This window comes from Pseudomonas sp. A-B-19 (assembly GCF_019947515.1).
Lineage (GTDB): Bacteria > Pseudomonadota > Gammaproteobacteria > Pseudomonadales > Pseudomonadaceae > Aquipseudomonas.
On the sequence record NZ_JAGYGN010000030.1, the window covers coordinates 46,923 to 70,714 of the forward strand.

General features: G+C 56.5%; 22 protein-coding genes and 3 pseudogenes. 11 read left to right on the plus strand and 14 right to left on the minus strand.

Annotated elements, in window-relative coordinates:
• The first annotated feature begins 48 nt into the window (after positions 1–48).
• Positions 49–978, plus strand: coding sequence for a DMT family transporter (locus KGA81_RS25340; RefSeq protein ID WP_223549585.1), 930 nt, complete (start codon positions 49–51; stop codon positions 976–978).
• Here KGA81_RS25340 and KGA81_RS25345 read toward each other — a convergent pair.
• Positions 962–1,555, minus strand: coding sequence for a hypothetical protein (locus tag KGA81_RS25345; RefSeq protein WP_223549586.1), 594 nt, complete (start codon positions 1,553–1,555; stop codon positions 962–964). The genes KGA81_RS25340 and KGA81_RS25345 overlap by 17 nt on opposite strands.
• A 42-nt stretch (positions 1,556–1,597) precedes the next feature.
• The gene (gene fdhA, locus KGA81_RS25350; protein ID WP_223549588.1) at positions 1,598–2,797 is read right to left on the minus strand and encodes a formaldehyde dehydrogenase, glutathione-independent; all 1,200 of its coding nucleotides are present in this window, start codon (positions 2,795–2,797) and stop codon (positions 1,598–1,600) included.
• A gap of 384 nt (positions 2,798–3,181) precedes the next feature.
• Here fdhA and KGA81_RS25355 point away from each other — a divergent pair, with 384 nt between their 5' ends.
• The 3 genes from KGA81_RS25355 (at position 3,182) to KGA81_RS25365 (ending at position 5,645) form a co-directional block, all read left to right on the plus strand.
• Entirely contained in the window at positions 3,182–3,961 is a 780-nt protein-coding gene (locus KGA81_RS25355; protein WP_223549590.1) for an SDR family NAD(P)-dependent oxidoreductase, read from the plus strand.
• 210 nt (positions 3,962–4,171) lie between these two features.
• Complete coding sequence (locus tag KGA81_RS25360) at positions 4,172–4,879, plus strand: TetR/AcrR family transcriptional regulator (protein ID WP_223549592.1); 708 nt, start codon at positions 4,172–4,174, stop codon at positions 4,877–4,879.
• Positions 4,869–5,645 carry a pyrroline-5-carboxylate reductase family protein gene (locus KGA81_RS25365; protein ID WP_223549629.1) on the plus strand — a complete coding sequence of 259 codons (777 nt, stop codon included), beginning with the start codon at positions 4,869–4,871 and terminating at the stop codon, positions 5,643–5,645. Before KGA81_RS25360 ends, KGA81_RS25365 begins: the two co-directional genes overlap by 11 nt.
• 45 nt (positions 5,646–5,690) lie before the next feature.
• On the opposite strand, the gene KGA81_RS25370 is transcribed toward KGA81_RS25365, so the two are convergent.
• Positions 5,691–7,727, minus strand: a complete 2,037-nt coding sequence (locus KGA81_RS25370; protein WP_223549594.1) for an NADH:flavin oxidoreductase — start codon at positions 7,725–7,727, stop codon at positions 5,691–5,693.
• 348 nt (positions 7,728–8,075) lie between these two features.
• Between KGA81_RS25370 and KGA81_RS25375 the strand changes: the two genes are divergently transcribed.
• From KGA81_RS25375 to KGA81_RS25385, 3 genes are all read left to right on the plus strand, one after another.
• Entirely contained in the window at positions 8,076–9,056 is a 981-nt protein-coding gene (locus KGA81_RS25375; RefSeq protein ID WP_223549596.1) for an isopenicillin N synthase family dioxygenase, read from the plus strand.
• Positions 9,057–9,081: 25 nt separating this feature from the next.
• Positions 9,082–9,993, plus strand: a complete 912-nt coding sequence (locus KGA81_RS25380; protein ID WP_411736576.1) for a 2-hydroxyacid dehydrogenase — start codon at positions 9,082–9,084, stop codon at positions 9,991–9,993.
• Positions 9,994–10,185: 192 nt separating this feature from the next.
• Entirely contained in the window at positions 10,186–10,842 is a 657-nt protein-coding gene (locus KGA81_RS25385) for a dTMP kinase (protein ID WP_223549600.1), read from the plus strand.
• A gap of 48 nt (positions 10,843–10,890) precedes the next feature.
• Here KGA81_RS25385 and KGA81_RS25390 read toward each other — a convergent pair whose 3' ends face one another.
• The 6 genes from KGA81_RS25390 to KGA81_RS25415 all read right to left on the minus strand — a co-directional run bounded on the left by KGA81_RS25390 (position 10,891) and on the right by KGA81_RS25415 (position 17,745).
• Positions 10,891–11,883: a LacI family DNA-binding transcriptional regulator gene (locus tag KGA81_RS25390; RefSeq protein WP_223549603.1), complete on the minus strand. Its 993-nt coding sequence runs from the start codon at positions 11,881–11,883 to the stop codon at positions 10,891–10,893.
• Positions 11,884–11,975: 92 nt separating this feature from the next.
• Complete coding sequence (locus KGA81_RS25395) at positions 11,976–13,478, minus strand: glycoside hydrolase family 32 protein (protein WP_223549605.1); 1,503 nt, start codon at positions 13,476–13,478, stop codon at positions 11,976–11,978.
• Positions 13,475–14,620 carry an ABC transporter ATP-binding protein gene (locus tag KGA81_RS25400; RefSeq protein WP_223549608.1) on the minus strand — a complete coding sequence of 382 codons (1,146 nt, stop codon included), beginning with the start codon at positions 14,618–14,620 and terminating at the stop codon, positions 13,475–13,477. The genes KGA81_RS25395 and KGA81_RS25400 overlap by 4 nt, the downstream gene beginning before the upstream one ends.
• A gap of 27 nt (positions 14,621–14,647) precedes the next feature.
• Positions 14,648–15,490: a carbohydrate ABC transporter permease gene (locus KGA81_RS25405; protein ID WP_223549610.1), complete on the minus strand. Its 843-nt coding sequence runs from the start codon at positions 15,488–15,490 to the stop codon at positions 14,648–14,650.
• A complete protein-coding gene (locus tag KGA81_RS25410) occupies positions 15,487–16,449 on the minus strand; it encodes a carbohydrate ABC transporter permease (RefSeq protein ID WP_223549612.1) in 963 nt (320 codons plus the stop codon). The genes KGA81_RS25405 and KGA81_RS25410 overlap by 4 nt, the downstream gene beginning before the upstream one ends.
• Positions 16,450–16,470: 21 nt before the next feature.
• The gene (locus tag KGA81_RS25415) at positions 16,471–17,745 is read right to left on the minus strand and encodes an ABC transporter substrate-binding protein (protein WP_223549615.1); all 1,275 of its coding nucleotides are present in this window, start codon (positions 17,743–17,745) and stop codon (positions 16,471–16,473) included.
• Positions 17,746–17,911: 166 nt separating this feature from the next.
• On the opposite strand from KGA81_RS25415, the gene KGA81_RS25420 reads away from it, so the two are divergent.
• The 4 genes and pseudogenes from KGA81_RS25420 (at position 17,912) to KGA81_RS25435 (ending at position 21,258) form a co-directional block, all read left to right on the plus strand.
• On the plus strand, positions 17,912–19,477 hold the full coding sequence (locus KGA81_RS25420; protein ID WP_223549617.1) for a carbohydrate porin: 1,566 nt from the start codon (positions 17,912–17,914) through the stop codon (positions 19,475–19,477).
• A gap of 161 nt (positions 19,478–19,638) precedes the next feature.
• Positions 19,639–19,824: pseudogene (locus KGA81_RS25425) on the plus strand (PfkB family carbohydrate kinase); the annotation flags it as partial.
• Between the two features lie 312 nt (positions 19,825–20,136).
• Positions 20,137–20,910, plus strand: coding sequence for a ParA family protein (locus KGA81_RS25430; protein ID WP_223549619.1), 774 nt, complete (start codon positions 20,137–20,139; stop codon positions 20,908–20,910).
• Between the two features lie 132 nt (positions 20,911–21,042).
• Positions 21,043–21,258, plus strand: a complete 216-nt coding sequence (locus KGA81_RS25435; RefSeq protein WP_223549621.1) for a hypothetical protein — start codon at positions 21,043–21,045, stop codon at positions 21,256–21,258.
• Between the two features lie 43 nt (positions 21,259–21,301).
• On the opposite strand, the gene KGA81_RS25440 is transcribed toward KGA81_RS25435, so the two are convergent.
• The 5 genes and pseudogenes from KGA81_RS25440 to KGA81_RS25460 form a co-directional block, all read right to left on the minus strand.
• Positions 21,302–21,481, minus strand: coding sequence for a hypothetical protein (locus KGA81_RS25440; RefSeq protein ID WP_095053983.1), 180 nt, complete (start codon positions 21,479–21,481; stop codon positions 21,302–21,304).
• 196 nt (positions 21,482–21,677) lie between these two features.
• Positions 21,678–22,182, minus strand: a pseudogene (locus KGA81_RS25445) (LysE family translocator).
• A gap of 305 nt (positions 22,183–22,487) precedes the next feature.
• Positions 22,488–22,877 carry a tautomerase family protein gene (locus KGA81_RS25450; protein WP_223549623.1) on the minus strand — a complete coding sequence of 130 codons (390 nt, stop codon included), beginning with the start codon at positions 22,875–22,877 and terminating at the stop codon, positions 22,488–22,490.
• 7 nt (positions 22,878–22,884) lie between these two features.
• Positions 22,885–23,511, minus strand: coding sequence for an FMN-binding negative transcriptional regulator (locus tag KGA81_RS25455; RefSeq protein WP_108215622.1), 627 nt, complete (start codon positions 23,509–23,511; stop codon positions 22,885–22,887).
• A gap of 28 nt (positions 23,512–23,539) precedes the next feature.
• Positions 23,540–23,792, minus strand: a pseudogene (locus KGA81_RS25460) (hypothetical protein); the annotation flags it as partial.

The following is a 23,792-nucleotide window of genomic DNA, read 5'->3' on the forward strand; positions in this document are numbered from 1 at the left end:
CTAGTGAACCAAAGAACGCCTGACCAATCCTTTGTGACGGAGGAGGGCATGACCGAAGTGCGATTGAAGAGCGATCAAACAAAAAATACGGCGTACTTGACTACGCCTACCGTTGCCGCGGGTCCAGGGGTCACAAGGCCCCAACTCGGGATTTTTTTATGCCTGCTTTCAATGCTTATCTTTGCGAGCCAGGATGGAATAACCAAGGTGCTTGTCAAAGACCTCCCGGTTGTCCAGATGGTCATGGTGCGTTATTGGGTGTTTGTCGTTTTTGCCCTCGGATATGCCGCCTACCAAGGTAGGTTCAAGGAACAGTTTCGGAGCAAGCACCCTTGGCTGCAAATCATTCGAGCGCTGTTAGCCGTGGGTGAAATAGTACTGTTCGGAGTCGGGCTGCGCTATTTAGGCCTGGCTGAAATGCACGCTCTCTATGCGGTATTCCCTCTGATGACTCTGGCATTGGCGGGGGGGCTGCTGGGAGAGTTTGTCGGGCTACGACGCTGGATCGCGGCTGCCATAGGGTTCACCGGGACACTGATCATCCTGCGACCAGGTGCGGGCGTCTTTGAACTCGCAGCGCTGATTCCCCTGCTGTCAGCTCTGGGCTTTGCAGTATTCAATGTACTGACGCGCCGAATTAGCCAGCACGATTGCTTTGCGACGAACATGCTTTTTATGGCAAGTGCGGGTGCCCTGACGATCACCTTTGTGGGGCTGCCCGCATGGGTTTCTCCGACGCCGGTCCAGGGCCTCTTGATGGGGATCCTGTCATTGACAGGAGTCGTCGCTCAAATTCTCCTCATTCAAGCACTGAAATACGCGACCGCTTCTACCCTGCAGCCTTTCAACTATGCGCTTCTGGTCTTCGCCACTTTGATTGGTGTGATCGTCTTTGCCGAGCGCCCTGATACCTGGGTGGTTGTCGGCGCAGCGTTGGTGATTATCGGGGGGCTGTATGCGATTAAAGCGAAGGCGTGAACGTACCTGCGCCAGCAAGCTGGCTCCTGCGTGATGAACCAAAAAAAAGCGTGGGGCACGCTCCCTTGTAGGAGCTGGCTTGCCAGCGATGGTCGATAACGATAACGCGTGTGAACTGGATAAACGCGGCGTACTTGAGTCCATCGCCAGCAAGCTGGCTCTTGTAGGAGCTGGCTTGCCAGCGATGGTCGATAACGATAACGCGTGTGAACTGGATAAACGCGGCGTACTTGAGTCCATCGCCAGCAAGCTGGCTCTTGTAGGAGCTGGCTTGCCAGCGAAGGTCGTTAACGATAACGCGTGTAACCTGGATAAACGCGGCGTACTTGAGTCCATCGCCAGCAAGCTGGCTCTTGTAGGAGCTGGCTTGCCAGCGAAGGTCGTTAACGATAACGCGTGTGAACTGGATAAACGCGGCGTACTTGGGTCCATCGCCAGCAAGCTGGCTCTTGTAGGAGCTGGCTTGCCAGCGAAGGTCGTTAACGATAACGCGTGTGAACTGGATAAACGCGGCGTACTTGGGTCCATCGCCAGCAAGCTGGCTCCTACAGTTTCCCGGAATTGCGTGAAGAACCATAAAAAAAGGCAGCTCAAAGCTGCCCTTTTCCCAACCGGCTTCTCAGGCTGCGCTAAACAGCTTGTGCGGATCCATGACGAATTTCTTCGGCACCCCGGCATCGAACTCGTGGTAACCGCGCGGCGCGTCGTCCAGGCTGATCACCTGCACGCCGACGACCTCGGCAATGTTGATCCGGTCCCACATGATCGCCTGCATCAGCTGACGGTTGTACTTCATCGTCGGGGTCTGGCCGGTGTGGAAGCTGTGGGACTTGGCCCAGCCGAGGCTGAAGCGGATGTTCAGGCTGCCATGTTTGGCGGCTTTGTTGACCGCGCCCGGGTCTTCGGTGACATACAGACCCGGGATCCCGATATTGCCGGCGACTCGCACCACGCCCATCAGCGCGTTGAGCACGTCGGCCGGGGCCTCGTGCTGCGCGCCGTCATGGCCGTGGCCACGGGCTTCGAAGCCAACCGCATCGACCGCACAATCGACTTCCGGCTCACCGAGCAGGTTGGCGATTTGCTCGTGCAACGGAGTGTCCTGGGTCAGGTCGGCGATCTCGAAGCCCTGGGCCTTGGCATGCGCCAGACGCAGCGGATTGACGTCGCCGACGATCACCACCGCCGCACCCAGCAGACGGGCGGAGGCGGCAGCAGCCAGTCCCACCGGGCCGGCACCGGCGATGTACACCGTGCTGCCAGGGCCGACACCGGCGGTCACCGCGCCGTGGTAGCCGGTCGGCAGGATATCGGAGAGGCAGGTCAGGTCGCGGATTTTTTCCATGGCCTTGTCGCGGTCGGGCAGCTTCAGCAGGTTGAAGTCGGCATACGGCACCAGCACGTATTCGGCCTGGCCGCCAACCCAGTCGCCCATGTCAACATAGCCATAGGCACCGCCGGGGCGCGCCGGATTGACCGTCAGGCAGACGCCGGTGTGCTGTTCCTTGCAACTGCGACAACGGCCGCAGGCGACGTTGAACGGCACCGAGACCAGGTCACCGATCTGTACGTTTTCCACGTCACGGCCCTTCTCGATCACCTCGCCGGTGATCTCATGACCAAGCACCAGCCCGACCTGGGCCGTGGTCCGGCCACGCACCATATGCTGGTCGGAGCCGCAGATATTGGTCGAAACCACGCGCAGGATCACGCCATGGTCAATGCGCTTGCCACGTGGGTCTTCCATTTTCGGATAGGGGATGGTCTGCACCTCGACCTTGCCTGCGCCGAGATACACGACACCACGATTACCAGACATGCTTTCACCTCGCTTTTGTTGTTGTGAGAACACGGCCCTTGTACTGCGAAGGGGCGCGCGGCCTTACAGTGCGGCGGTATATGTCTTGCGTTTGCGTGTGATGCAGAATTGGCTGGAAGTCACCTTCCAACCACGTGTTATTGCAGTCATCACATCAATCCTACGCCTGGTATCAGCACTCTGCGAGGGCATTTGGCACCCACTCACCACCTGTTTCCAGGCATGCTCCGAACAATCGCCTCGCGTCGGTTCCGATGCTTGCTGGAGGTATGCATCCCTTCGTGCCCAATGCGTCTATGATTCAGCCTGGATCTTCCATGAGGACGCAGTCCCCTGAGTTTCCATGGATTCAGGGGCTAACCCCGGACGATAGGAGCAAGCGCGATGATTGCGCACTGGAGTGGTCAGGTAGCGCTTGTCAGTGGCGCTGGTAGTGAGCGAGGCATTGGCATTGCGATTGCAAAGCGACTGGGCAGCCTGGGCGTCAAGTTGATAATCACAGGCAGCAGCGCTCGCATTCATGATCGGGTGGAGGAGTTACGAGCCGCAGGATTTGAAGCGCAAGGGCGTGCGGCGGACTTGAGTGAAGAGGATCAAGTCCTTGAACTGACGACCTGGGCCGAATCGGTATGGGGGCGAATCGATATTCTGGTGAACAATGCCGGCATGGCCGCCCAAGGTCATCCGGAGCCTTTTGCCGATCTGGCGGACATGAGTGTCGATAGCTGGAATCTTTCAATCGCTCGAAATCTGACAACCGCCTTTCTGTTGACCCGTGGAATTTTGCCGGGGATGCGTAACAGACACTACGGCCGTATCGTCAATGTCAGCTCCACGACGGGCACTCGGGCCGGTAACCCAGGAGAGGCGGCTTATGCTGCGGCCAAAGCCGGGATGGTCGGTATGAACATGAGCCTGGCCCTTGAGGTCGCGCGCTATGGAATCACTGTGAACTCGGTCGCGCCGGGTTGGATCGCCACAGGATCAAGCACCCCAGAGGAAGTGAATGCAGCGAAGTATGTTCCGGTTGGCAGGGCTGGTCGCCCGGAAGAAGTGGCCGCTGCCGTTACGTTCCTGGCATCACCTGAGTCCAGTTACATTACCGGGGAGTTGCTGGTGATCGATGGTGGCAATTGCCTGATAGAGAACAAAGCGCCCAAGTAATCAATGCGTTGCCCGCCGCAAAATTTTGCAGCGAACCAGAGTCTGGCTCCGCGCAACCTGCAACGGAGAAGGGTGAGTGACGCCCTCCGTCGCAGGGGGAGCTGATTCGAGATCGAGTGTCTCGAAAATGTACGCCTATGTACATGCCGTGTACGCCAAAGATCCTGGGGTGTACAGTGTCGAAGAATTTTCAAATAAAGGTGCACCCGAATGTCACAGACAGGAAGGGCGAAAACCAAAGCGCAGGACGCAGGCTGGCGAGGCTCCGTCGATGTCTGGCTGGACGCCGCCTACGAAGCTCTTAAAGAGTCGGGTGTGGATGCTGTGCGGGTGATGCCGCTGGCCAAACGCTTGAATTTGTCTCGTACCAGCTTTTATTGGTTCTATGAAGATCGGGAACAACTGCTCGCGGCACTCTTGGCTCGATGGCGGGACAAGAACACCGGCGGTATGGTCAGCCAATGCGAGAGTTACGCAGAAAGTATTTCCGAAGCGATTCTCAACGTCTTCGAATGCTGGGTGAACCCTGAACTGTTCGACTCGCAGTTCGAATTTGCCGTGCGCAGTTGGGCGCTGCAATCGGACGAGGTCACGGCTGAAATCGCTCTGGCTGATGAGACACGGATGAATGCCCTGGCCGCGATGTTCCGACGCTTTGGCTACGACGGCGAAGGGGCCGATGTTCGGGCCAGGACGATCTACCTCACGCAGATCGGCTACATTTCCATGAAAACCAATGAAGATATCGTCGTTCGATTTCGACGGATTCCTCAGTACGTGAGTGTGTTCACCGGCAAAGTACCGAAGCGGCGCGAGCTGGACCGCTTTTATGGAAAGTTTGGCTACGCGGAAAAAGAACCCGGCGTTTTCGTTCCCTTGGTCGAAACATTCGAGGAGTCCCCTGCCGATGGAGAATAGAACGCTGGGCATCATCGGAGGCACCGGCTGGCTCGGGCGCGCAATCGCGCAGGCGCTGCTCGATAGCGGATTCATCGGGCCTGACCGTTTAATGATCTCGAACCGCTCAGGCGTCAGTACCTTCGAACCTGGCGTGAGACTGCTGGCCGACAACCAGCAGTTGGTGAACCTCAGCGATATTGTCGTGCTGTCTATACGGCCGGAGCAGTTTCGCGAACTGCTGATCAACGCCCGCGGCAAGCTGGTGATTTCTCTGATGGCCGGAGTTCCGGCGGCAGCCATCAGTGCGGCAACCGGTGCCGATGCAGTGGTGCGGGCCATGCCGAATGCGGCCGTGGAAATCAGGCAGTCGTTCACGCCTTGGTACAGTGTCGGAAACCTTGTTGATCACGACCGCCAGTGGGTGCAGGGGCTGTTCGAGTGCGTAGGTTCGGCGGACGAAGTGCCTGATGAAGACTGTATTGATTATCTCAGCGCGTTGTCCGGGACCGGGCCGGCCTTCCCGGCAATGTTGCAAATGGCCCTGACTAATCAGGCGGTGGCTGCGGGAATTCCCCTTGCCATCGCGCAGCGCGCTGCACAAGGCGTAGTGGTGGGGGGTGGCCAGATGCTTGCCAGCCGCGATCCGCAGCAAATGATTGAGTCATTGATGGCTTACCGTGGCGTGACGGCAGCAGCGCTGCAGTCGATGGCCGATCAGAACATTGAGGCGATTGTGGGGCGAGCGGTGCAGGCAGGCGCCGAGATTGCCCGCAAAGGCATGTAGCCGAAGAGATAAACAATGAAGGCCCTTTGAAGGGCCTTCGTTGTTTCAGATTTCTTTCACCAGGCGCAAAGCGTCGTAGATGGCCGCGTGGGTGTTGCGAGCAGACACGGCGTCGCCGATCCGGAACAGCTGGAAGCGTCCTTCGGGATTGGTGACGATGTTCTGTGCCGTGCCGGCGATCAGGTCATGCTGCTCTACCGCGCCGCCATTGGTGGAGAGAGGACGCAGGTCGAAGTACAAGTCGTCCAGCGGGAGGGTGCCGTGGTTGACGACGACCTGATCGACCAGGCGATGCTTGTGAACCTGTCCGTAATCGCTGCCAAAGGTTGCAACGAGCCCGCCATCACGTTTTTCCACTGTATCGACCCGGTAGGTCACGGTGAAGGTGACGTCCAGGTCCTGCAGGCTGCGCATGTAGGGCACCAGGTTCATGGCCATGACTTCAGGTGCAAACGAGCGGTCAGGGGTGACGATTTCGACTCTCGCACCACTTTGCGCGATGACCTCGGCAGCCTGCAGGGCAGCATGATCCCCGGCATCGTCGAAGATCAGTACATTGCGACCGGGCTTGATGTCGCCGGAGATGATGTCCCAGGTTGAAACCACCAGTTCGTTGCCTTTGCTGAGCACCTCGGTATCCGGCAGGCCGCCGGTTGCAACGATAACCACGTTTGGCTCGAAGGCTTGCACAGTGTCGGCTTCGGCCCAGGTATTGAAGTGAAACTTCACCCCCAGCCGTTCGCATTGCGCCATTCGCCAGTCAATGATGCTGATCATCTCGCGACGACGCTCGCTCAGCGCAGTCAGACGAATCTGCCCGCCCGGTTGGTCAGCCGCTTCAAGCACCGTCACGTCATGGCCGCGCTCGCCGGCGACCCGCGCCGCTTCAAGCCCGGCAGGGCCGGTACCGACCACCAACACCTTGCGCTTGACGGCGGCTTTGGGAATGTCATGCGGCATGGTGGTTTCCCGCCCCGTCGCTGCGTTGTGGATGCAGTAGGCCGCGCCACCCTGGTAGATGCGATCCAGGCAATAGTTGGCGCCCACGCACGGGCGAATGTCTTCTTCGCGCTTCTCGATGATTTTGCGCACGATGTGCGGATCGGTCATGTGCGCGCGTGTCATGCCCACCATGTCCACTTTGCCCGAGGCGATCGCGTAGCGCGCGGTGGCGACATCGGGAATCTTCGCTGCGTGGAAGGTCGGGAAGCCAGTTGAGGAGCGAATCTCGCCAGCGAAGTCGAGATGGGGCGAGTTGCGCATACCCTGAATCGGGATGACATCGGTCAGCCCTGCATCCGTATCGATATGACCGCGCACGACATTCAGGAAGTCGACCAGCCCGCTGTCCTTGAGCATGTGAGAAACCTGCATGCCCTCACTGGCAGTGAAGCCGCCGGGTAATTCTTCATCACCGGTGTAACGAACGCCCAGCAGAAAATCTTCGCCTACCCGCTGACGGATGCCACGCAGGATGTCGAAGGTAAAGCGCATGCGGTTTTCCAGCGAGCCGCCGTAAGGGCCGTCGAGGTCATTGGTCAACGGCGACCAGAACTGATCCATCAAATGCCCGTAGGCCTGAAGCTCCAGACCATCGAGACCAGCCGCCTTCATGCGCTCCGCGGCGTCTACATAGTCCTTGATGATCCGCTCGATGTCCCATTCCTCCATTTTCTTCGGGAAGGAGCGGTGCGACGCCTCGCGGCGGTGTGATGGCGACACCACCGGCAACCAATCGGCCTTGTCCCAGCGGGTACGGCGGCCCAGGTGGGTCAGTTGGATCATCACTGCCGCGCCATGTTCGTGGCATTCATCGGTCAGGTCCTTCAACCATCCGACCACTTCGTCCTTGTATGCCAACACATTGTTGAACACCGGCGGACTGTCTCGGGATACGGCAGCGGAACCGGCAGTCATGGTCAGGGCGACACCGGCTTTTGCACGCTCCACGTGGTAGGCGCGGTAGAGATCCTTGGGCATGCCGTCCACAGGGTAGGCCGGTTCATGGGAGGTGGTCATGATCCGGTTTCTGAGGGTCAGATTCTTGATTTTATAGGGTTGCAGCAAGGGATCGCTGGACATCGTGGTGCGCTCCAAAGTGGGCTTCATCAGGCTCGGTGAATTAAAATTAGGACAAATGTACACCTGTGTCAACGAGTGATGACACAGGTGTACATTTTGCTTGCATGTCCAAAAATCCAGGATTAAGATCCGTCAAAACCCGGACTGATTTGACTCGTACACACTTGGTTTCCATCACATTGAGCGGTTTGCCCGCAGCGTGATGAAAGTGCGCGCAGCGGCAAACTGCACTCGTTGAGGCGGATGTGAAAGTGGGTGTTATAGGTGATGGTTCAGCGGGACTGAAGAGGGCACAGTCGTGCTTTATTAATCTTCCGCCTAATTGATATTTCGGAAAGGAGAGCGTAGGTGACAGAGTTATTTGATATTCGTCTGGCTAGCAAACAAACAGCTTTCACTGAAATTCCAGTCATAGATATATCGTCGCTGATAAACGGCGAAAATCCGCTGCAGGTGGCAAGCCAAATAGGTGATGCATGCGAAAAGGTAGGCTTTTTTTATATAAAAAACCATGGTATTGACCAGCAGTTAATAGATGAGATGTATGCGCTTACCAAAAGTTTTTTCAAGCTTCCTTATGAGGAGAAGAACAAGCTTAATGTCGTGAATTCCGGGCTCACGCTACGTGGTTATATTCCGATGTACGCGGAAAACGTAGACCCTGCTAATACCCGGGATTTCAAAGAGTGTTTTGATTGCGGGGCTCATTACGATGAGGTTTCTCCATTTTTTGGTCCTAATCAAATGCCTTCTGCACTGCCGCAATTCGAGAAGGTTGCCGAAGATTATCATTCCTCTGTATTGGCGCTCGCACGAATGCTTATTGGCGGGATCGCGCTGAGCCTGGGTTTACCACAAGATTACTTTGAACATCTTCAGCGTAAGCCCATCACTATTCAGCGAATTTTGCGTTACCCGCCTCAGATCGGAAGAGTCTCCCAAGAGGAGATCGGTATTGGGGCACACACGGACTATGGTTTCTTGACGGTCCTGTCTCAAGATGCAGTTGGCGGTTTGCAAGTCAGGAACCGTGCAGGGGAGTGGGTTACCGCGCCACCGGTTGAAGGCACGTTTATCGTCAACATTGGTGACCTGGTTCAAACCCTCACCAACGATCGCTACACCTCGACAATGCATCGCGTCATCAATACTAGCGGTCTGGAGCGCTATTCAATACCTTTCTTTATTGATTTGGATTTCGATGCGGTTGTTGAACCTGTGCCAACTTGCGTGAGTGAGGCTCTACCCGCGAAGTATGAAGCTTACACTTGTGGCGAACACAAGTTTAAGCGTTTCGTTGATAGCTATGCGCATCTGAAAGTCGAATAGGGCGTTTTCCATGTGCATCCTATACATGGCCGACCCCGCCGATGCGCAGAAATGGCGAGATTGCCTGGCAACGCTCGCCCCTCAACTAGAGTTCCGCCAGTGGCCTGATATCGGTAACCCGGCAGAGGTGCACTACATCCTGGCTTGGGAGCCTCTTGCCGACATTGCGGAGCAGTTTGGTAATCTTCGACTCCTCTACGCTGCCGGGGCCGGAGTTGACCAGTTCGATCTGGCCCGTTTGCCTGCTCACGTGTCGCTGATAAGGCTGGTAGACAGCTCGATGGCTGACATCATGGCCGAATATGTTTTGTTTGGTGTTCTTGCCTTGCATCGAGACATCCTCGCTTACCAGGAAGATCAGCGCAGTGGTCGCTGGCAACCTCGACCAATCGTGCACGCTTCACAGCGGCGTGTTGGCGTCATGGGGGTTGGCAATCTCGGACGCGCCGCGCTTGATCGTCTTCAGCCATTGGGATTTCAACTCAGTGGCTGGAATCGTTCTTTGAAGGAGGTGCCAGGTGGTCACTGTTACGTCGGCCCGGACGAACTGGAGGCGTTTTTAGGGCAGTGCGACATCCTTGTGAACATGTTGCCACTGACTCCCGAAACAGACGGGTTACTCAATGCGGCGAGGTTCGATTGTCTGCCTCGTGGAGCTGGACTGATTAACGTGGGACGCGGCGCCCACGTTATAGAAAAGGCTTTGCTTTGTGCATTGGATGAAGGCCGTCTGGGAGGTGCCGTACTGGACGTACTGGAACAAGAGCCTCCTTCTCAAGACAACCCGCTCTGGAAACACCCTCGAGTGCTCCTGACTCCTCATATTGCAAGCGATGTGCAGATTGAAGGTGGTGTGGCGGTCATTGTTGAGAATCTGCGAAGAGAGGGTGGGGGAATGCCTCTGTTGAATGTGGTTGACCGGTCTAAAGGCTATTAGATTTTTCGCTTGCGACAGCACCATGTTGATAGCGGCTTGAGCTGGACTTTGAGACCCGTTAGCCAGAAACAGGTTAGAGTGTTCATCAATGTCTGTTCATAAGGGACCCTCCACTCGATTCGCGTAGTCGCGCCAAGCGGTTCCAGCGAAAGGACAGGGCAAAAAAACCGTATATCAATCGTTATGTGAAAAATGAATCGTTCGCTGTTTGTTTCTCTGGATGGGCCCAAGGGAGCCGGCAAAACCACGCTTCTGGAGGCCGTTACGAAAGTACTGAGGGCAGACAACAAAAAGGTGATCCGACTTTGCGAGAAAAAAAGCGATCCCTATAGGGGTGAAACAATGACCCTCGTTAACAAACTCGTCAGAAATCCCACCCGGGATTTGGAGTTGGAGGTTTGTGAGCGCTTTGCCGATAGCCGTACCTGGATTTCCCGGCACGTGCTGGCTAAACAGCCACCAGACAGCATCATCCTGATCGATCGCTGGTACCCGTCTGATGCCGCGTTTCGCCGGATAGTCCCGTTTGCAGAGATTCTACAGCTGAACATCGATCGAAACGTGCGAGTGCCAGACCTGCATGTCGGGGTTGTCACCGCCCCTGATATTTCATGGGCGAGGGCAGCGGCACGACGGCGTGGGCTGAGCAGTACTGTGATCCATAAGCTGGAAGAACATGTCGCTTGTACCCAGGCGTTCGAGCGAGCGATTGCGGATCACGGCTGGGTTTTATGCCGTAATGAAGGAACGATCGAAGAGGCAACGATGCAGGTGATTTCTGAGATCTATAGAGTTCTTCGATGCCCCGTAGGCGAAGTTCGCTGCGCCGGCCTTGATACGGTGTGCTAGCGGCAAATCGAAAGCAAGCGGACGCGCTATCACCGGATTAGCTAATTCTCATAGCGATGCCCTGACCACCAATGGACAATCAACTGGCTGGGTTCCCGATACGTCGAGGGTCTCGATCAGGTGGCGGGCAGCCTTGCGACCGATCTCGTAGTACGGCAGTTGCACCGTGGTCAGCGGCGGGATGAACAGCTCGGCAATACCGATCATGTTGTCGTAGCCGAGCACGGCGACATCGTCGGGAATCTTCAGGCCACGGCCCAACAACAGCTGATAGGCACAAAAGGCAATGCGGTCGTTGCCACAGATCAGAATATCGAACTGGGGACGACCCTCAATGATGTGCCGGTCGAGGATGGCTGCTGTTTCACCATAGGCATCATGATCGGAAAGGTCGTATTGCAGGAGTGCGTCAGGCGCCAGGCCGAATGCCTGACAGGCACGCTGCAGGCCTTTTTGTCGCAGACCCCAGGCCAGGCTCTGTTTGGGCAGATTGATACACAGAGGACGCCGATAGCCCTGGCTCAACGCGTGATGTACGGCGCGATACTGCCCCGATTCGTCGTCCGGCACATAGCTGACCAGGTGACTGTCATCGGCCAGGCAATTGGCGAGGACCAGGGGTTTGCTCTTCAATCGCTCGGGAATGCACACCTGGCGAAACCCCATGGCGCTGAAGATCAACCCGTCGGGACGGTGCGACAACATCAGGTCGATGTTCTGGTCGGTGGGCGGATTGCTCAACAGGTTGAGGATAAAGACATTCCAGCCGGCTTGCTGTGCGGTCTGTTCGATGGATAGCAGCAGCTCGACCGCGAATGGTGTGGTCGCGGTGTCCAGCGCGAACACACCGATGGTTCGCGACTGGAGGTTGTCGCCGCGCATCTTGCGCGCCGACAGGCTCGGTACGAATTGCAGTTCATCAATGGCGCGACGCACCCGCTGAAGGGTTTCGGGGCTCAGTTTTTCCGGATTATTGAGCGCTCGAGAAACCGTCATCAGGGACACGCCGGCCAGCTGTGCTACGTCTTTCACTGAAGTCATGCGAGGTGAGACCGGTCAGGTTGACGCAGAATCATGACACAGGGCCCGGGCTTCTCGCGACTCGAATGACGCTGCTCATTGCCATCCGCCATTCATAGCCATCCAGAGCCGAGAGGCCATGCCTTGGCAATCGACACACGTCCGCCACTTCCGTTGGTAAACAGCTTCACGCCCAGACTGTCGGGCCGCGGATAGAGGCGACTGCTGAGGCTGAAGCGCCCGTTCTCGTCGAACACTTCGATGGACGAGCGATCGAGAAACACACGCAGGTTCAGTCGCTCTTGTGTCGGGTCTATCGCTACGCTGCGCTGACCGGTGACTTGTGCACCCGAGCGGTTGCGGTCAAGCACCAGACGCTGCAGTGATGCATCGTAATAGAGCAGGGTTTCTTCATGACCATCATCGCTGCAGCGCAACGCGATTCCCAGGTGGCCATCGGTGCAGCCGAGCAAGTCCAGGTGCACATGGATTTCGAGCATGTCGCCATTCACTTCCCGCACCCATCGGGCTCCCGACGCATCCCACCAGGGCGTGCCTGGCAATGGTGCCTTGCGCAGTGCGGTGAGCTCCCGTGCCGGATACACGCAAAGACGATCTGCATGCAGTTCAAGTTCGCGCGGCAACCCGAGCATGCCGCACCAGTGATGGGCCTGGCTCGGCATCGGACTTTCCCACATGTCGAGCCACGCCCACACAAGGCGCCGACCGTCGGCGGCCAGTAGCGTTTGCGCGGCATAGAAATCATGGCCGTTATCCAGCTCGATAAAAGGCCCGCCGGTGAAGTGCCAGTCGCTGTCGAGTCGGCCCACTCGATAACCGGTGTGGTACTTGTTGAGGCGATCGTAACCCTCGGGTTGCATGCCCTGGGGGGAGTACAGCAGCACATCGCGCCCGTTCAGTCGGAACAGATCCGGGCACTCCCACATATAGCCATCGCCCTCGCTGCCGCTGGACACATAGTCGAGGAACTCCCAGGCGTGCAGATCCGTGGAACGGTATAGCGGCAGTAGCGGTTTATCACCCAGACGCGCGCCGGCAATCAGGTACCAATAGTCATCCTCCTGCCATACCTTGGGGTCACGAAAGTGCATGATCGTGTCTTGCGGCGCGTTCTCGATGACGGCGCCATGCTTGACGAACCGGATGCCGTCGGTGCTGGTGGCCAGGCACTGGACTTGGCGGATCGAGCGTTCGTCACCCACTTCCCCCAGCCAGGTGTGCCCGGTATAGATCAGTGCCAGGGTATCGCCACACACCACCGCGCTACCGGAAAAACAACCGTCACGGTCGAAGTCGTCGCCGGGCGCCAGCGCTATGGGCAGGTGCTGCCAATGAACCAGGTCGGCACTCTTGGCGTGCCCCCAATACATCGGGCCCCATTTCGCGTCGAAGGGGTAATGTTGATAGAAAACGTGATATTCGCCACGAAAGTACACCACCCCGTTGGGGTCGTTCATCCATCCTGCCGGGGGGGCAATATGATAACCGGGTCGATAATCCTGGATGACGCGAGTCAGACCGTCATTCAGCGCACGCTGCGCAAGATCAAGGGAAGAAGACATTGGGTCGCTCATGGTATTCAAAGACAAAGTCATAGGGCGCGTGCTCGGACTGAGCGTAGAGAGACGTCATCCGGCAGGGTTTCAATGGCTTGTGGGTGGCGACTCAAGGCAGTGCCATCGGCGTCGAACAGGTGCAGATTGCCGAACTCCAGTTGCAGCTCGACCTGATCGCCCACCTGCCATCCGGCGTTGACTTCACAACGACAGATCAGTGGCTCGTCCTGACCTGTATCCAGGTGCACATAGGTTTCACTGCCCAGGTATTCGACCCCGGTCACGACGACGCCGGCAGTTCCCTGCGCCGCCTTGAGCGACACGTGTTCCGGGCGAATTCCCAGGCTCAGTGGGGCGTCCGGTGCCAGGTTCGAGCTGTCGAAGGGCAGGGGGGTCATACCCAGGACGGGAGTATCGACCAGGCTGGTTTCACCCGGTACATGCAGGCGTGCCGGCAGAAAGTTCATTCTGGGCGAACCGAGGAAGCCGGCGACAAAGCGGCTGGCCGGGCGCTCATAGAGTTCGCGCGGTGAGCCGACCTGTTCTACGCGACCGCCATTGAGCACGACAATTTTGTCGGCCAGGGTCATCGCTTCCACTTGATCGTGAGTGACGTAGATCATGGTCGAGCCCAGTCGGGCATGCAGCCGGGCGATTTCGTTGCGCATCTGCACCCGCAAAGATGCATCCAGATTGGAGAGCGGCTCATCGAACAACAGAATGTCCGGCTCACGCGCCATGGCTCTGCCCATGGCCACACGCTGACGCTGCCCGCCGGACAGTTCCTTTGGCTTGCGTTGCAGCAGTTTGTCCAACTGCAGGATTTGCGCCGTTTTCAGCACGCGCTCGCGCAAGCTGCTCTTTTCAGTCCTGGCCAGTTTGAGACCAAAGCTGATGTTGTCGTAGACGCTCATGTGCGGGTACAGCGCATAAGACTGAAACACCATGCCGACGCCACGCTCGCGCGGCTCCAGGTCGTTGACCCGTCGCCCGTCGATCAGCAGGTCGCCGCTGCAGATCGAATCCAGTCCGGCGATCAGTCGCAGCAGAGTCGACTTGCCGCAGCCCGAAGGGCCAACGAACACCACGAATTCACCCGCAGCGATCTGCAGGCTGACGTCGCGAAGAATCCGCGCGCCGCCCAATTGTTTGTTCACGTTGTCCAGTTTCAATTTGATCACGATGCTGTTCCTTGTCTTTGTTGGGCATCAACCCTTTAACGCGCCGGCAGTGAGGCCGGAAACGATTCGGCGCTGGAAGATCAGCACCAGAATCACCAGTGGGACGGTGACCAGCACCGATGCAGCCATCAACAACCCCCAAGGCAACTCATGGGGACTGCCGCCGGAAATCAAGGCGATGGCGACCGGCACCGTGCGTTGGGTGTCGGTGAGGGTGAAGGTCAGGGCAAACAGGAACTCGTTCCATGCGGCGATGAAGGCCAACAAACCGGTGGTGACCAGTGCGGGCCAGAGCAGCGGCAACAGCACGCGGGTCAGCGTGACCCAGGGGGACGCGCCATCCATGATTGCGGCTTCTTCCAGTTCATGTGGCAGTTGCCCCATGAACGTGGTCAGCACCCAGACAGTGAAGGGCAGGGTGAAAATCGTGTAGCTCAGAATCAACGCCCAAGAGGTGTTGTACAGGCCCAGGGCGCGGATCACTTCGAACAGCCCCGACAGCACTGCGACCTGGGGAAACATCGACACCCCAAGGACCATCATCAACACCGTGCCACGCCCACGGAACTTCACCCGGCCCAAGGCATAGGCGGCGGTCACACTGAGGAACAGCGCCAGTGTTACCACACACAGCGCAACCACCAGCGAGTTACCGATGGCCCGCAGGAATGAGGCTTGGTGGAGTACCGCCGCGTAATTGGAGAAGTCGGGGTTATCGATCCAGTAGCTCACCTCGAACAAGGCGCTGGATGGCTTCAACGACGTCACGATGGCGTAGTAGAAAGGGAAGACCGCATACAGCAGCAAAATCCCGATCAGGCACCAGAACCCGAGGCGCAACAGTGCTTTTTTGAGAAGGCGCGGGCTCATGACCGAACCTCCAGTTGACGACGTCCGAGGTAGAGATAAAGCATGGCGATCACCGCGACCACCAGAAACAGCAGCGTCGAGGCCGCGCTGCCATAGCCAACGTCCTGGAACTCCACCAGGTGCTGGCGGGCATACACCGACATGCTCATGGTGCTCGACGAGTTCGAGGTCAGCACATAGATGACATCGAATACCCGCAGCGAGTCGAGGATGCGGAAGATCGCCGCCACCAGCAGTGCGGGCATCAGCAGGGGAAGGGTGACACGCCAGAACACTTTCAGCGGATGAATGCCATCGACCCTCGCGGCTTCGTAGCAATCGCTCGGCAACATCTGCAAGGCAGCCAGCATCAACAGCGTGACAAACGGGACGGTCTTCCAGACATCGACGATGATCACCGCCCACATCGACAGATCCGCATCGGCCGTCCAGGCCAACGGAGCGTCAATCAGTCCGAAGCTCAGCATCATGTGATTGATGATGCCGAACTGGTCGTTAAGCATCCATGACCAGATCTTCGCCGAGACAATGGTCGGAATCGCCCAGGGAATCAGAATCAACGCCCGCACCAGAGAACGTCCGGTGAACTTGATGTTCAGCAGCAACGCCACCAACAGTCCCAGTACGACTTCCAGTCCCACCGACACCACGGTGAAATGCAAGGTGTTGCGCACCGCGTTCCACCATTGCGGATCGACCAGGATGCCCGACCAGCTGGAGCCGTTGTGGAACAGATAATTGCTCAAGCCTATGAAGGTTCCGCCACCGGTGTCCGACAGACTGGCGTCGGTCAGGCTGAACCAGAATGTGCGCAGTAGCGGCCAGGCTGCCACCAGGGCCAGACACAGCAGCATCGGTGTCAGAAACAGCCAGGCGGCGCGTACCCGGCGTCGTTGTACGGGCGTTTCCCTGGTGAGCAGAAGCTCGTCACAGGGGACATGGGTAGTAGAGACAGACATGGTGATTTTCTTCCTTGTGGCTTACCAGTTCCGGCGTTTGATGCGCGTGAGTTCGCTTTCCAGTTCGGCCAGCGCCTGATCCACAGGCAACTCGCCCGCCAGCACACCATGCACTCGATCGAAGAACGCATTGGAGACCCGTGGATAGCGATCGGCGGTTATTGAGGCGGGGCGCATGACCCCATCGTTGAGAATGCTATGGAGCTGACTGTAATAAGGCATTGCCGCGAGCAGTTCGGGGTCCTGATACAGCGACTCGATCACCGGGTTATAGGCGGCAGCCAGAGCACGATGCTTTTGCTGTTGGGCACTGGTCAGGTAGCTCACCAGTTCTGCGGCGAGTTTTGGATGGGCGCTGTAACGCGACACTGCCAGGCCCCACCCACCGAGGGTGGAGGCATGGCTGCCGGTCTCGCCGCCGCGGGGCAGGGGAGCGACCCCGACCTTGTCTTTTACGGCACTGTCCTGGCTTTGTACCAAGGCCCAGACATAAGGCCAGTTACGCATGAACAGCGCATTTCCCGACTGGAATACGCCACGACCTTCTTCCTCGGTGTAGTTGAGTACGCCACGCGGGGAGATGTCTCCCACCCAGCTTTTCGCCAGGCTCAACGCCGTTCTTGAGGCCTGACTGTTGACCACGATGTCGCCTCGTGGGTTGATCAGTCCGCCTTGCGGTTGGCTGCTGATCCATTCCAGCGCATTACACGTCAGACCCTCGTAGGCGCGCCCCTGAAAGATGTAACCCCACGCATTGGTGTTCCCGGCGTTGCGCTCGGCTTGCTGAACATCCCTGGCCGTAGCAGTCATTTCCTCCCAGGTCTGGGGAACCTGCTTGCCGTACTTCTCGAGCAAGTCCTTGCGGTAATACAGCAGGCCCGAGTCGGTGAACCACGGCATCGTCACCAACCGTCCATTTACCGTGGCGTTATCCATCTGTGCCTGGAAGTAGCCTTGGGTCGCGTTGGCAGGAAGTACCTCACGCAGATCCATCAAGTGTTTGGCCAGCATCCCTGGCCACACCATATCGATTTGAATGATGTCGATGTCAGTGGATTGCGCACTGAGGATCTGTTGATAGAACGACAACCTCTCGGTCGCCGAGTTAGGCGTGGAAACCACTTCGACGTGGTTGCCGGTCTGTTTCGACCACGCTTCGACAGCCTCCTTGCAGAGTTGTAATTCCGCCCCCACCGCGCCGCAGGAGATCGTCAAATCAGCTGCGCTCGAGAGGGATGGAAGGCCGGCACAAAGGGTGAGCAATGCTGCTGGAAGAAGAGATTTAAGCGCTTTCATAAAGCCCTCTTTATTTTTGTTTTTAGAAAAGTTAACGTTAACATCGCCAAATGTAGCAGCGTATTTGCGATGAGGCATCCTTTTTTTCGTCAATTTTGACAATTCACAATTGACGAAAAAGGCCGCTCGCGGGAACGGAAAAATAAAAACAAAACAGGAAATTCACATGCAGAAAGCATCAAGCTGGCTACTCGCAGGCGTGCTCGGCACCTCGGCGGTAACCTCTCAGGCCGCGACTCTGGAAGAACGCATGGCCGCGTTTGAAGCCCGTGCCAGCGCAGCGGAAAAGCGTGCGGCCGCAGCCGAACAGCAAACCCAGGCACTCGCCAGGGAATTGCAGCAGATCAAACTCGCCACTGCTCCCTTGCAGCCCGCCGTGTCTACTGCGGCGGTAATTTCGGCACCCGCTTTGGATACCCGACTGGCAAAACTCGAGGCCCGTCAGCAAAGCCTGGAGAAAGAGGGCAGTACCGGACATCTCACTGATGGATTCAGCTTCAACGGCTACGCCCGCTCCGGATTGCTGATCAATGATCGGCTGGGGGGTGGTCGTGGTGGCCCTTATGAAACGCCTGCCGGTTCAGTCGGTGGTGCAGTCGGGCGACTCGGTAACGAGGACGACACCTACATGCGTATAGACCTGTCGAAAGAAATCTATGCTCAAAACGGCACCCGTTCCAAATTCACGGTCTCCATCGCCGACGGAGTGGAAAGCTCCAATGACTGGACGGCCGACGAAAGCAAACTGAACGTGCGTCAGGTATTCACAGCGCTTGACCATGTCGCTGCGTTCAAGGGCAATTCAGTGTTCGAGAACGCCACCCTGTGGGCAGGCAAGCGATTCGATAGAGATAATTTCGATATCCACTGGCTGGACTCGGACGTTGTCTATCTGGCCGGCACCGGGGGTGGAATCTACGATATGCAGATGAACAGGAATTGGCGTTCGAACTACTCTTTGATCGGGCGTAACTACGGGGATTTCAGTCAAGGCGATCTTAGTGCCGATGTGGAAAGCTACATCCTGACCTCCAACCAGTTCTTCGAGGATGGTCAGTGGCAGTGGATGTTCAATGGCATCGGCGCAAAGAAAAACGATTTCGCTACCCGCACCAATGCAGCGGGTTTGACGCCTGCGGATTCCGGCTTGCACAGCATGCTGGCCAATCACCAGAAAAACTTTTTCGGCAGAGAAGGCTTCTTCAAAACAGCGCTGCTCTATGGGCAAGGTCTGGGAGCTGAGGTCAAGAACGTCGGCTCGGATGGTGAACTGATTGATGATGCCCGCGCTCTGCGTCTGGCCCTTTACGGTGAGACACCCCTTGCGCCTGACTGGCGTATCGGCCCCAGCTTGCTGGCCGAACAGAGCAAGGATAGATACGTCAAGGGTGACGACTACCGCTGGCTGACCCTGAACGTGCGTTTGGCCAATAAAATCAACAGCAATTTCGAGATGGCCTACGAAATAAGCTGGCAAACCATGAACCTCGACCCGAAGGACTATCTACAACGTAACGCGGTCGACGGCAACTTCTGGAAATTCACTGTCGCCCCGACATTCAAACCTGAGGTTGGAGATCTTCTCACACGGCCCGAATTGCGAGTGTTCGCAAGCTTCATGAACTGGTCTTCGGATCTGGACAGATTCAGTACCACAGACTCCTTCGGCATGACGGACTTCAAAGCCGGAGGTGTATGGCAGTACGGTATACAAATGGAAACCTGGTTTTAATATTTGAACGCGTGCGGCCAACATCTGCTTTGAGGTTGGCGATGAGAACTTCACTAACTTCACCAAACCCTGCCTTTCATCAAAGCGCATCGAGTAAGTGATTACCGGTCGAATCTGATCAGCCAGCAGTTCCCTACGACAAAAAAAATGAGGAAATGACGATGGTATTGCCTCGCGCAGTAGTGTTTGGCGAAGCCCTGACCGATCTTGTCCAGGGCACTCCTGGACAGTGGAGGGGTTACCCGGGTGGTGCTCCCTGGAACGTTGCACGAGCGCTAAGTCGCTTGGGTGTCAGCAGTGCTTTTGCCGGGTCGGTGAGCATGGATTCACTGGGTGACGAGTTGCTGGGGATCGCAGACTTGAGAGAGCGCCTGCAGTTTTCAGCGGCTTGCGCATCCATATCTTGCCCTCAAGCCGGAGCCCATGCTCCAGCGCTAGCTGATGTGGAGGGTTTGCTGCAGCGGCTAACATTGGCAAACCCAGGGGATTGCTCAGCCGTGTAAATCTATCGCTACCACCTTGTGTTGGCAGTCAAATGCTCTAGTCCGCAGCTTTGGTCAATCGCTGTCGCAAAACTGTAATGTTGTCGTCATAGAATTGACATGACTTCTTACACACTTCAGCCGGCCTTTGGCCTTTTTCATGGATGAGCAAGCCCTATGCGTCGTGTCGTATTCAATCAGAAAGGGGGCGCTGGGAAATCCAGCATTGCCTGCAACCTTGCCGCCGTGAGTGCTGCCGAAGGTTACCGAACGCTGCTGGTAGATCTCGATCCCCAGGCAAACTCGACTCACTACCTTACGGGCCTGACCAACGAGCACATACCCGCGGGAATAGCCGACTTCTTCAAACAAACACTGTCCGGCGGCTTCGAAGGCAGAAAGAATCGAGTGGCCATCACCGAGACCCATTACGAAAACCTTCACTTGGTGACTGCCAGCTCTGAACTGTCAGACCTCCAGTCAAAACTCGAGAGCAAATTCAAGATCAACAAACTGCGCAAGTTGCTGGTGGAGCTGTCCGAGGACTATGAGCGCATCTATATCGATACGCCTCCGTCACTGAATTTCTACACATTCAGCGCGCTGGTGGCTGCAGATCGATTGCTGATTCCATTCGATTGCGACAGCTTTTCTCGCCAGGCGATGTACCGTGTTATCGCACAGGTAGAAGAACTACGTCTTGATCACAATGAGTCACTGAAAGTGGAAGGGGTGGTGGTCAATCAGTTCACCGGGTATACCGGCCTACATCAATCTCTCGTGAATGAGTTGCTGGCCGAAGGCTTGCCAGTGCTGCCGGTCTATCTGAGCAGCTCCGTCAAGATGCGCGAGTCTCACGAGGTATCAGTTCCCATCGTCCATTTGGCCCCGCGACATAAGCTTTCGCTGGAGTTTGTTGGCTTGCTGGACGCCCTGGAGCGGGCCGCTTAGCTTCATCACGGATGGGCTGTTACAAGCGTAATCAGCCGGAGCCGGTGATCCAAAACCAATTCGTGCAGTTGAAACACTGACGAAACATTCCGGCTATATGATTTGCACCACCGAAACCTGGGAGGGTTGGAAATGAATCGGCCATCAAGAAGCATGCGCAAACTGCTCGACGCCGTTGCCACCAACAATGAGACAGCGGCGCTTGATGTGATGCGTGCTGCCGAGCAGCTCCAGGATGAGGTGTTGCGCCAACGATTGCTGAACTTGATTCATCGGCTCAACCAAGACGCCAATGACTTGCGAATAGCGCGGGACGATATCCAGGGCGGAGTCATCAAGCTCGCGTGACCTGCGTCCACCACTTAAAGCCAGTCCGCCTGAGCCACACCGCTTACATTTGCTCGGAATCTGTTGTTCCTTGAGCGAATGAACTGGATGCGGCTTCAATCCGTTCCTGCAACTGAGTCACATATGTCTTCGCTTCCTCCAGGTTCTGGAACGACACTGCATTGTTGTCGAGCCAGACCGTGCATCCACTGCCTTCCTCATGCGCTTCAATTCTGACGTTCATCTGCGATCCCTATGCGTTTTGGTGCGGTGGATCGTAGCGTACTTTTCAGACGTATAAAAATTAAACAAATGCTCTAGATCAATGCTTTGCGAAGCATCCGGTTCAGGCCGCCTTGCAAAAAACTGTAGGAATATTGCCTCGGCAGGTATCACCCCCAATCACTGATGGAAAGGTGAAAGCAGGGGAGAGGCCGTTGTCAACGCTTGCTGAACGCCAGCCGAGTGGCAAACAGAACAAAGACCATACCGGTGGTGCGATCCATCCACTTGGTCACATTTTCACGCAGTGGTTGAGTGGCGCCAACCAACATTGACGACCACAGTAAACCGAGCGCCACGTGGATGCTGACCAGGCCAAATGTCCAGGCAATCAAGGAGTGCCCTTGGGGAATGAACTGAGGGAGAAAAGAGACATAGAAAATGCCAACCTTGGGATTAAGGACGTTCCCCATCCAGGCCAGGTAAGCGGCGCCACAGTATTTCAAGAGATTGAATGCCAGCTCAGAGACTGCAATCAACGCACCCAAACCAAAGGCGACGGCGGCGCCCCACAACAGGCAACCAACATTGATACCCAGCGCAGCTCAGGAATGCCTGTTGTTTACCTTCCACTGTTGCGGTTCTCAAGACCAATGCGGTATCGAGGCCTGGCGTCAGCGTCAGTAGAGTGGCGGCGAAGGTAAACGCTATGCGTAAGGCTATCGATAAGAAGCCGGACACTTGGACATGCAGTCACCGGCTGGTAGGGCAAGAGCAAAACGTCTGTTCAGAGATCCAATGGTGGGTTCTTCAGACAAGTTACGGTCAACCGGCCTATACATTTGACTACCGAGTCTACGCTGCGAGAGGCTCAAGATGAGGCAGTTGCCAAGTCCAACAATCACAAAACCTTGATTCCACAGAGCGTCGGTCAAATGCCAAATGCTAGGTCAGCGCAATCGGCAGATAGCCAAAGCTGAAACTGACCCGCATATGCCATAGGCTATTGATCCAAAAGCGGAACGATATCAAATGGAAATAGCATATCCAAAGTCGATCTCACTCGCCGGCACTCCACCACGCATACCCCAGTTCTCTGGCTCTTGCTCGATCAGCAGTATCAGCGGGGCATGCTCTGAAATATCGAGCTGCGCAGCAATCCTTTTACTGATCAACTGATAAAGCTGGCGCTTGGTTTCCAGCTTGCGTCCCTTGAAGACCGTGATTTCAATTTGGATGAACTCACTGCGATCTCCTGGGGAGCGGAAGCAGTCTTTGTCATAGCAGACATAGCGTGCCTGGAGCTCTTCGTCACTGACCTTGAACACCGATTTCAAGCAACCATAAATTGTCTCGATTATGGCTTGTTGGGTATCGGCGTCACGGTGAACAGGGTCTTCTACTCTAACGATGGGCATACTGACCTCAGTTTGAATGCGGTTTGGTAGCAGCGTGCAGGAGCTCCATCAGGAACTCGGCATGATCGTGTTTTCGGTTGTCGAGTAACCACCGCAGAGCCGCTGACGAATCTGGCGAGGTTTTGTCTTGGGAGAGTTTAAAACGTCCCTCGGTATTTTCCGGCTGTATGACCAACCCAAGAATATGTGGCAGGTTCGATATCACCCGAGGGTCGCGCTCGTCGACCTGATAGTCAGAAGGCTGCTCTGACAACCGTTTCGCGGTTTGCTCGAGGATTTCCAATTTTTGGTGGGGGGCGTCCACCACAGTTATGTTCGCCTGCATGTGAACGGCGAGGTAATTCCAAGTGGGGAGTTGTCGCGAGACGTAAGCCTGTGGAGGAATGTAAGCCGATGGCCCCATGAAGACGATTTGAGCACTCAGATACTGTTCGCCTTTGAACTGCGAGTTATTGCCGTCAACATGTCCGAACAACGACCCATCCGGCTGACGCCATAGCGGAATGTGGCTACAAAGAAATTGTCCGTCCCGATGAGATGTGATCATTGCCAGCGGAAACACATCAATGAAACGGTCGATCATTCCCTGGTCAGTGGAACGGTATTGAGGGTAATGAAAGGGGCAGGCAGGCATAGTGTGTACTCGGATTTGGTATATAAGATCAGGACGCAAGCACGGTGCGACGTTGTTTCCGGCGATCAAGTGCGATGACCATTTGCGCCAGCCAAGTCAGGGCGTTACCCGTCTTGTAAGTGCCTGATGAAACCGGCAGATGCAGCCCGTTGGCCCCACACAGTCGATCCATCAACGTTCGCCCCATCAGCATTGAAAGCGCAATGCCTCGACCGTTACAGCCACTCCACCCCATGATTCGTTCGTCATGCTGGTGAACCTTCGGCATCCCGTCTGTAGTG

Bases quoted from the DNA above. Each gene is read 5' to 3' on its own strand.
- KGA81_RS25435 (WP_223549621.1), top strand. From the start codon at position 21,043: ATGAATCGGCCATCAAGAAGCATGCGCAAACTGCTCGACGCCGTTGCC.
- KGA81_RS25380 (WP_411736576.1), top strand. From the start codon at position 9,082: ATGGCCGACCCCGCCGATGCGCAGAAATGGCGAGATTGCCTGGCAACG.
- KGA81_RS25410 (WP_223549612.1), bottom strand. From the start codon at position 16,449: ATGTCTGTCTCTACTACCCATGTCCCCTGTGACGAGCTTCTGCTCACC.
- KGA81_RS25405 (WP_223549610.1), bottom strand. From the start codon at position 15,490: ATGAGCCCGCGCCTTCTCAAAAAAGCACTGTTGCGCCTCGGGTTCTGG.
- KGA81_RS25345 (WP_223549586.1), bottom strand. From the start codon at position 1,555: ATGGTTCTTCACGCAATTCCGGGAAACTGTAGGAGCCAGCTTGCTGGC.
- KGA81_RS25395 (WP_223549605.1), bottom strand. From the start codon at position 13,478: ATGACTTTGTCTTTGAATACCATGAGCGACCCAATGTCTTCTTCCCTT.
- fdhA (WP_223549588.1), bottom strand. From the start codon at position 2,797: ATGTCTGGTAATCGTGGTGTCGTGTATCTCGGCGCAGGCAAGGTCGAG.
- KGA81_RS25415 (WP_223549615.1), bottom strand. From the start codon at position 17,745: ATGAAAGCGCTTAAATCTCTTCTTCCAGCAGCATTGCTCACCCTTTGT.
- KGA81_RS25450 (WP_223549623.1), bottom strand. From the start codon at position 22,877: ATGCCCATCGTTAGAGTAGAAGACCCTGTTCACCGTGACGCCGATACC.
- KGA81_RS25385 (WP_223549600.1), top strand. From the start codon at position 10,186: ATGAATCGTTCGCTGTTTGTTTCTCTGGATGGGCCCAAGGGAGCCGGC.
- KGA81_RS25430 (WP_223549619.1), top strand. From the start codon at position 20,137: ATGCGTCGTGTCGTATTCAATCAGAAAGGGGGCGCTGGGAAATCCAGC.
- KGA81_RS25390 (WP_223549603.1), bottom strand. From the start codon at position 11,883: ATGACTTCAGTGAAAGACGTAGCACAGCTGGCCGGCGTGTCCCTGATG.
- KGA81_RS25365 (WP_223549629.1), top strand. From the start codon at position 4,869: ATGGAGAATAGAACGCTGGGCATCATCGGAGGCACCGGCTGGCTCGGG.
- KGA81_RS25340 (WP_223549585.1), top strand. From the start codon at position 49: ATGACCGAAGTGCGATTGAAGAGCGATCAAACAAAAAATACGGCGTAC.
- KGA81_RS25420 (WP_223549617.1), top strand. From the start codon at position 17,912: ATGCAGAAAGCATCAAGCTGGCTACTCGCAGGCGTGCTCGGCACCTCG.
- KGA81_RS25455 (WP_108215622.1), bottom strand. From the start codon at position 23,511: ATGCCTGCCTGCCCCTTTCATTACCCTCAATACCGTTCCACTGACCAG.
- KGA81_RS25355 (WP_223549590.1), top strand. From the start codon at position 3,182: ATGATTGCGCACTGGAGTGGTCAGGTAGCGCTTGTCAGTGGCGCTGGT.
- KGA81_RS25370 (WP_223549594.1), bottom strand. From the start codon at position 7,727: ATGTCCAGCGATCCCTTGCTGCAACCCTATAAAATCAAGAATCTGACC.
- KGA81_RS25360 (WP_223549592.1), top strand. From the start codon at position 4,172: ATGTCACAGACAGGAAGGGCGAAAACCAAAGCGCAGGACGCAGGCTGG.
- KGA81_RS25440 (WP_095053983.1), bottom strand. From the start codon at position 21,481: ATGAACGTCAGAATTGAAGCGCATGAGGAAGGCAGTGGATGCACGGTC.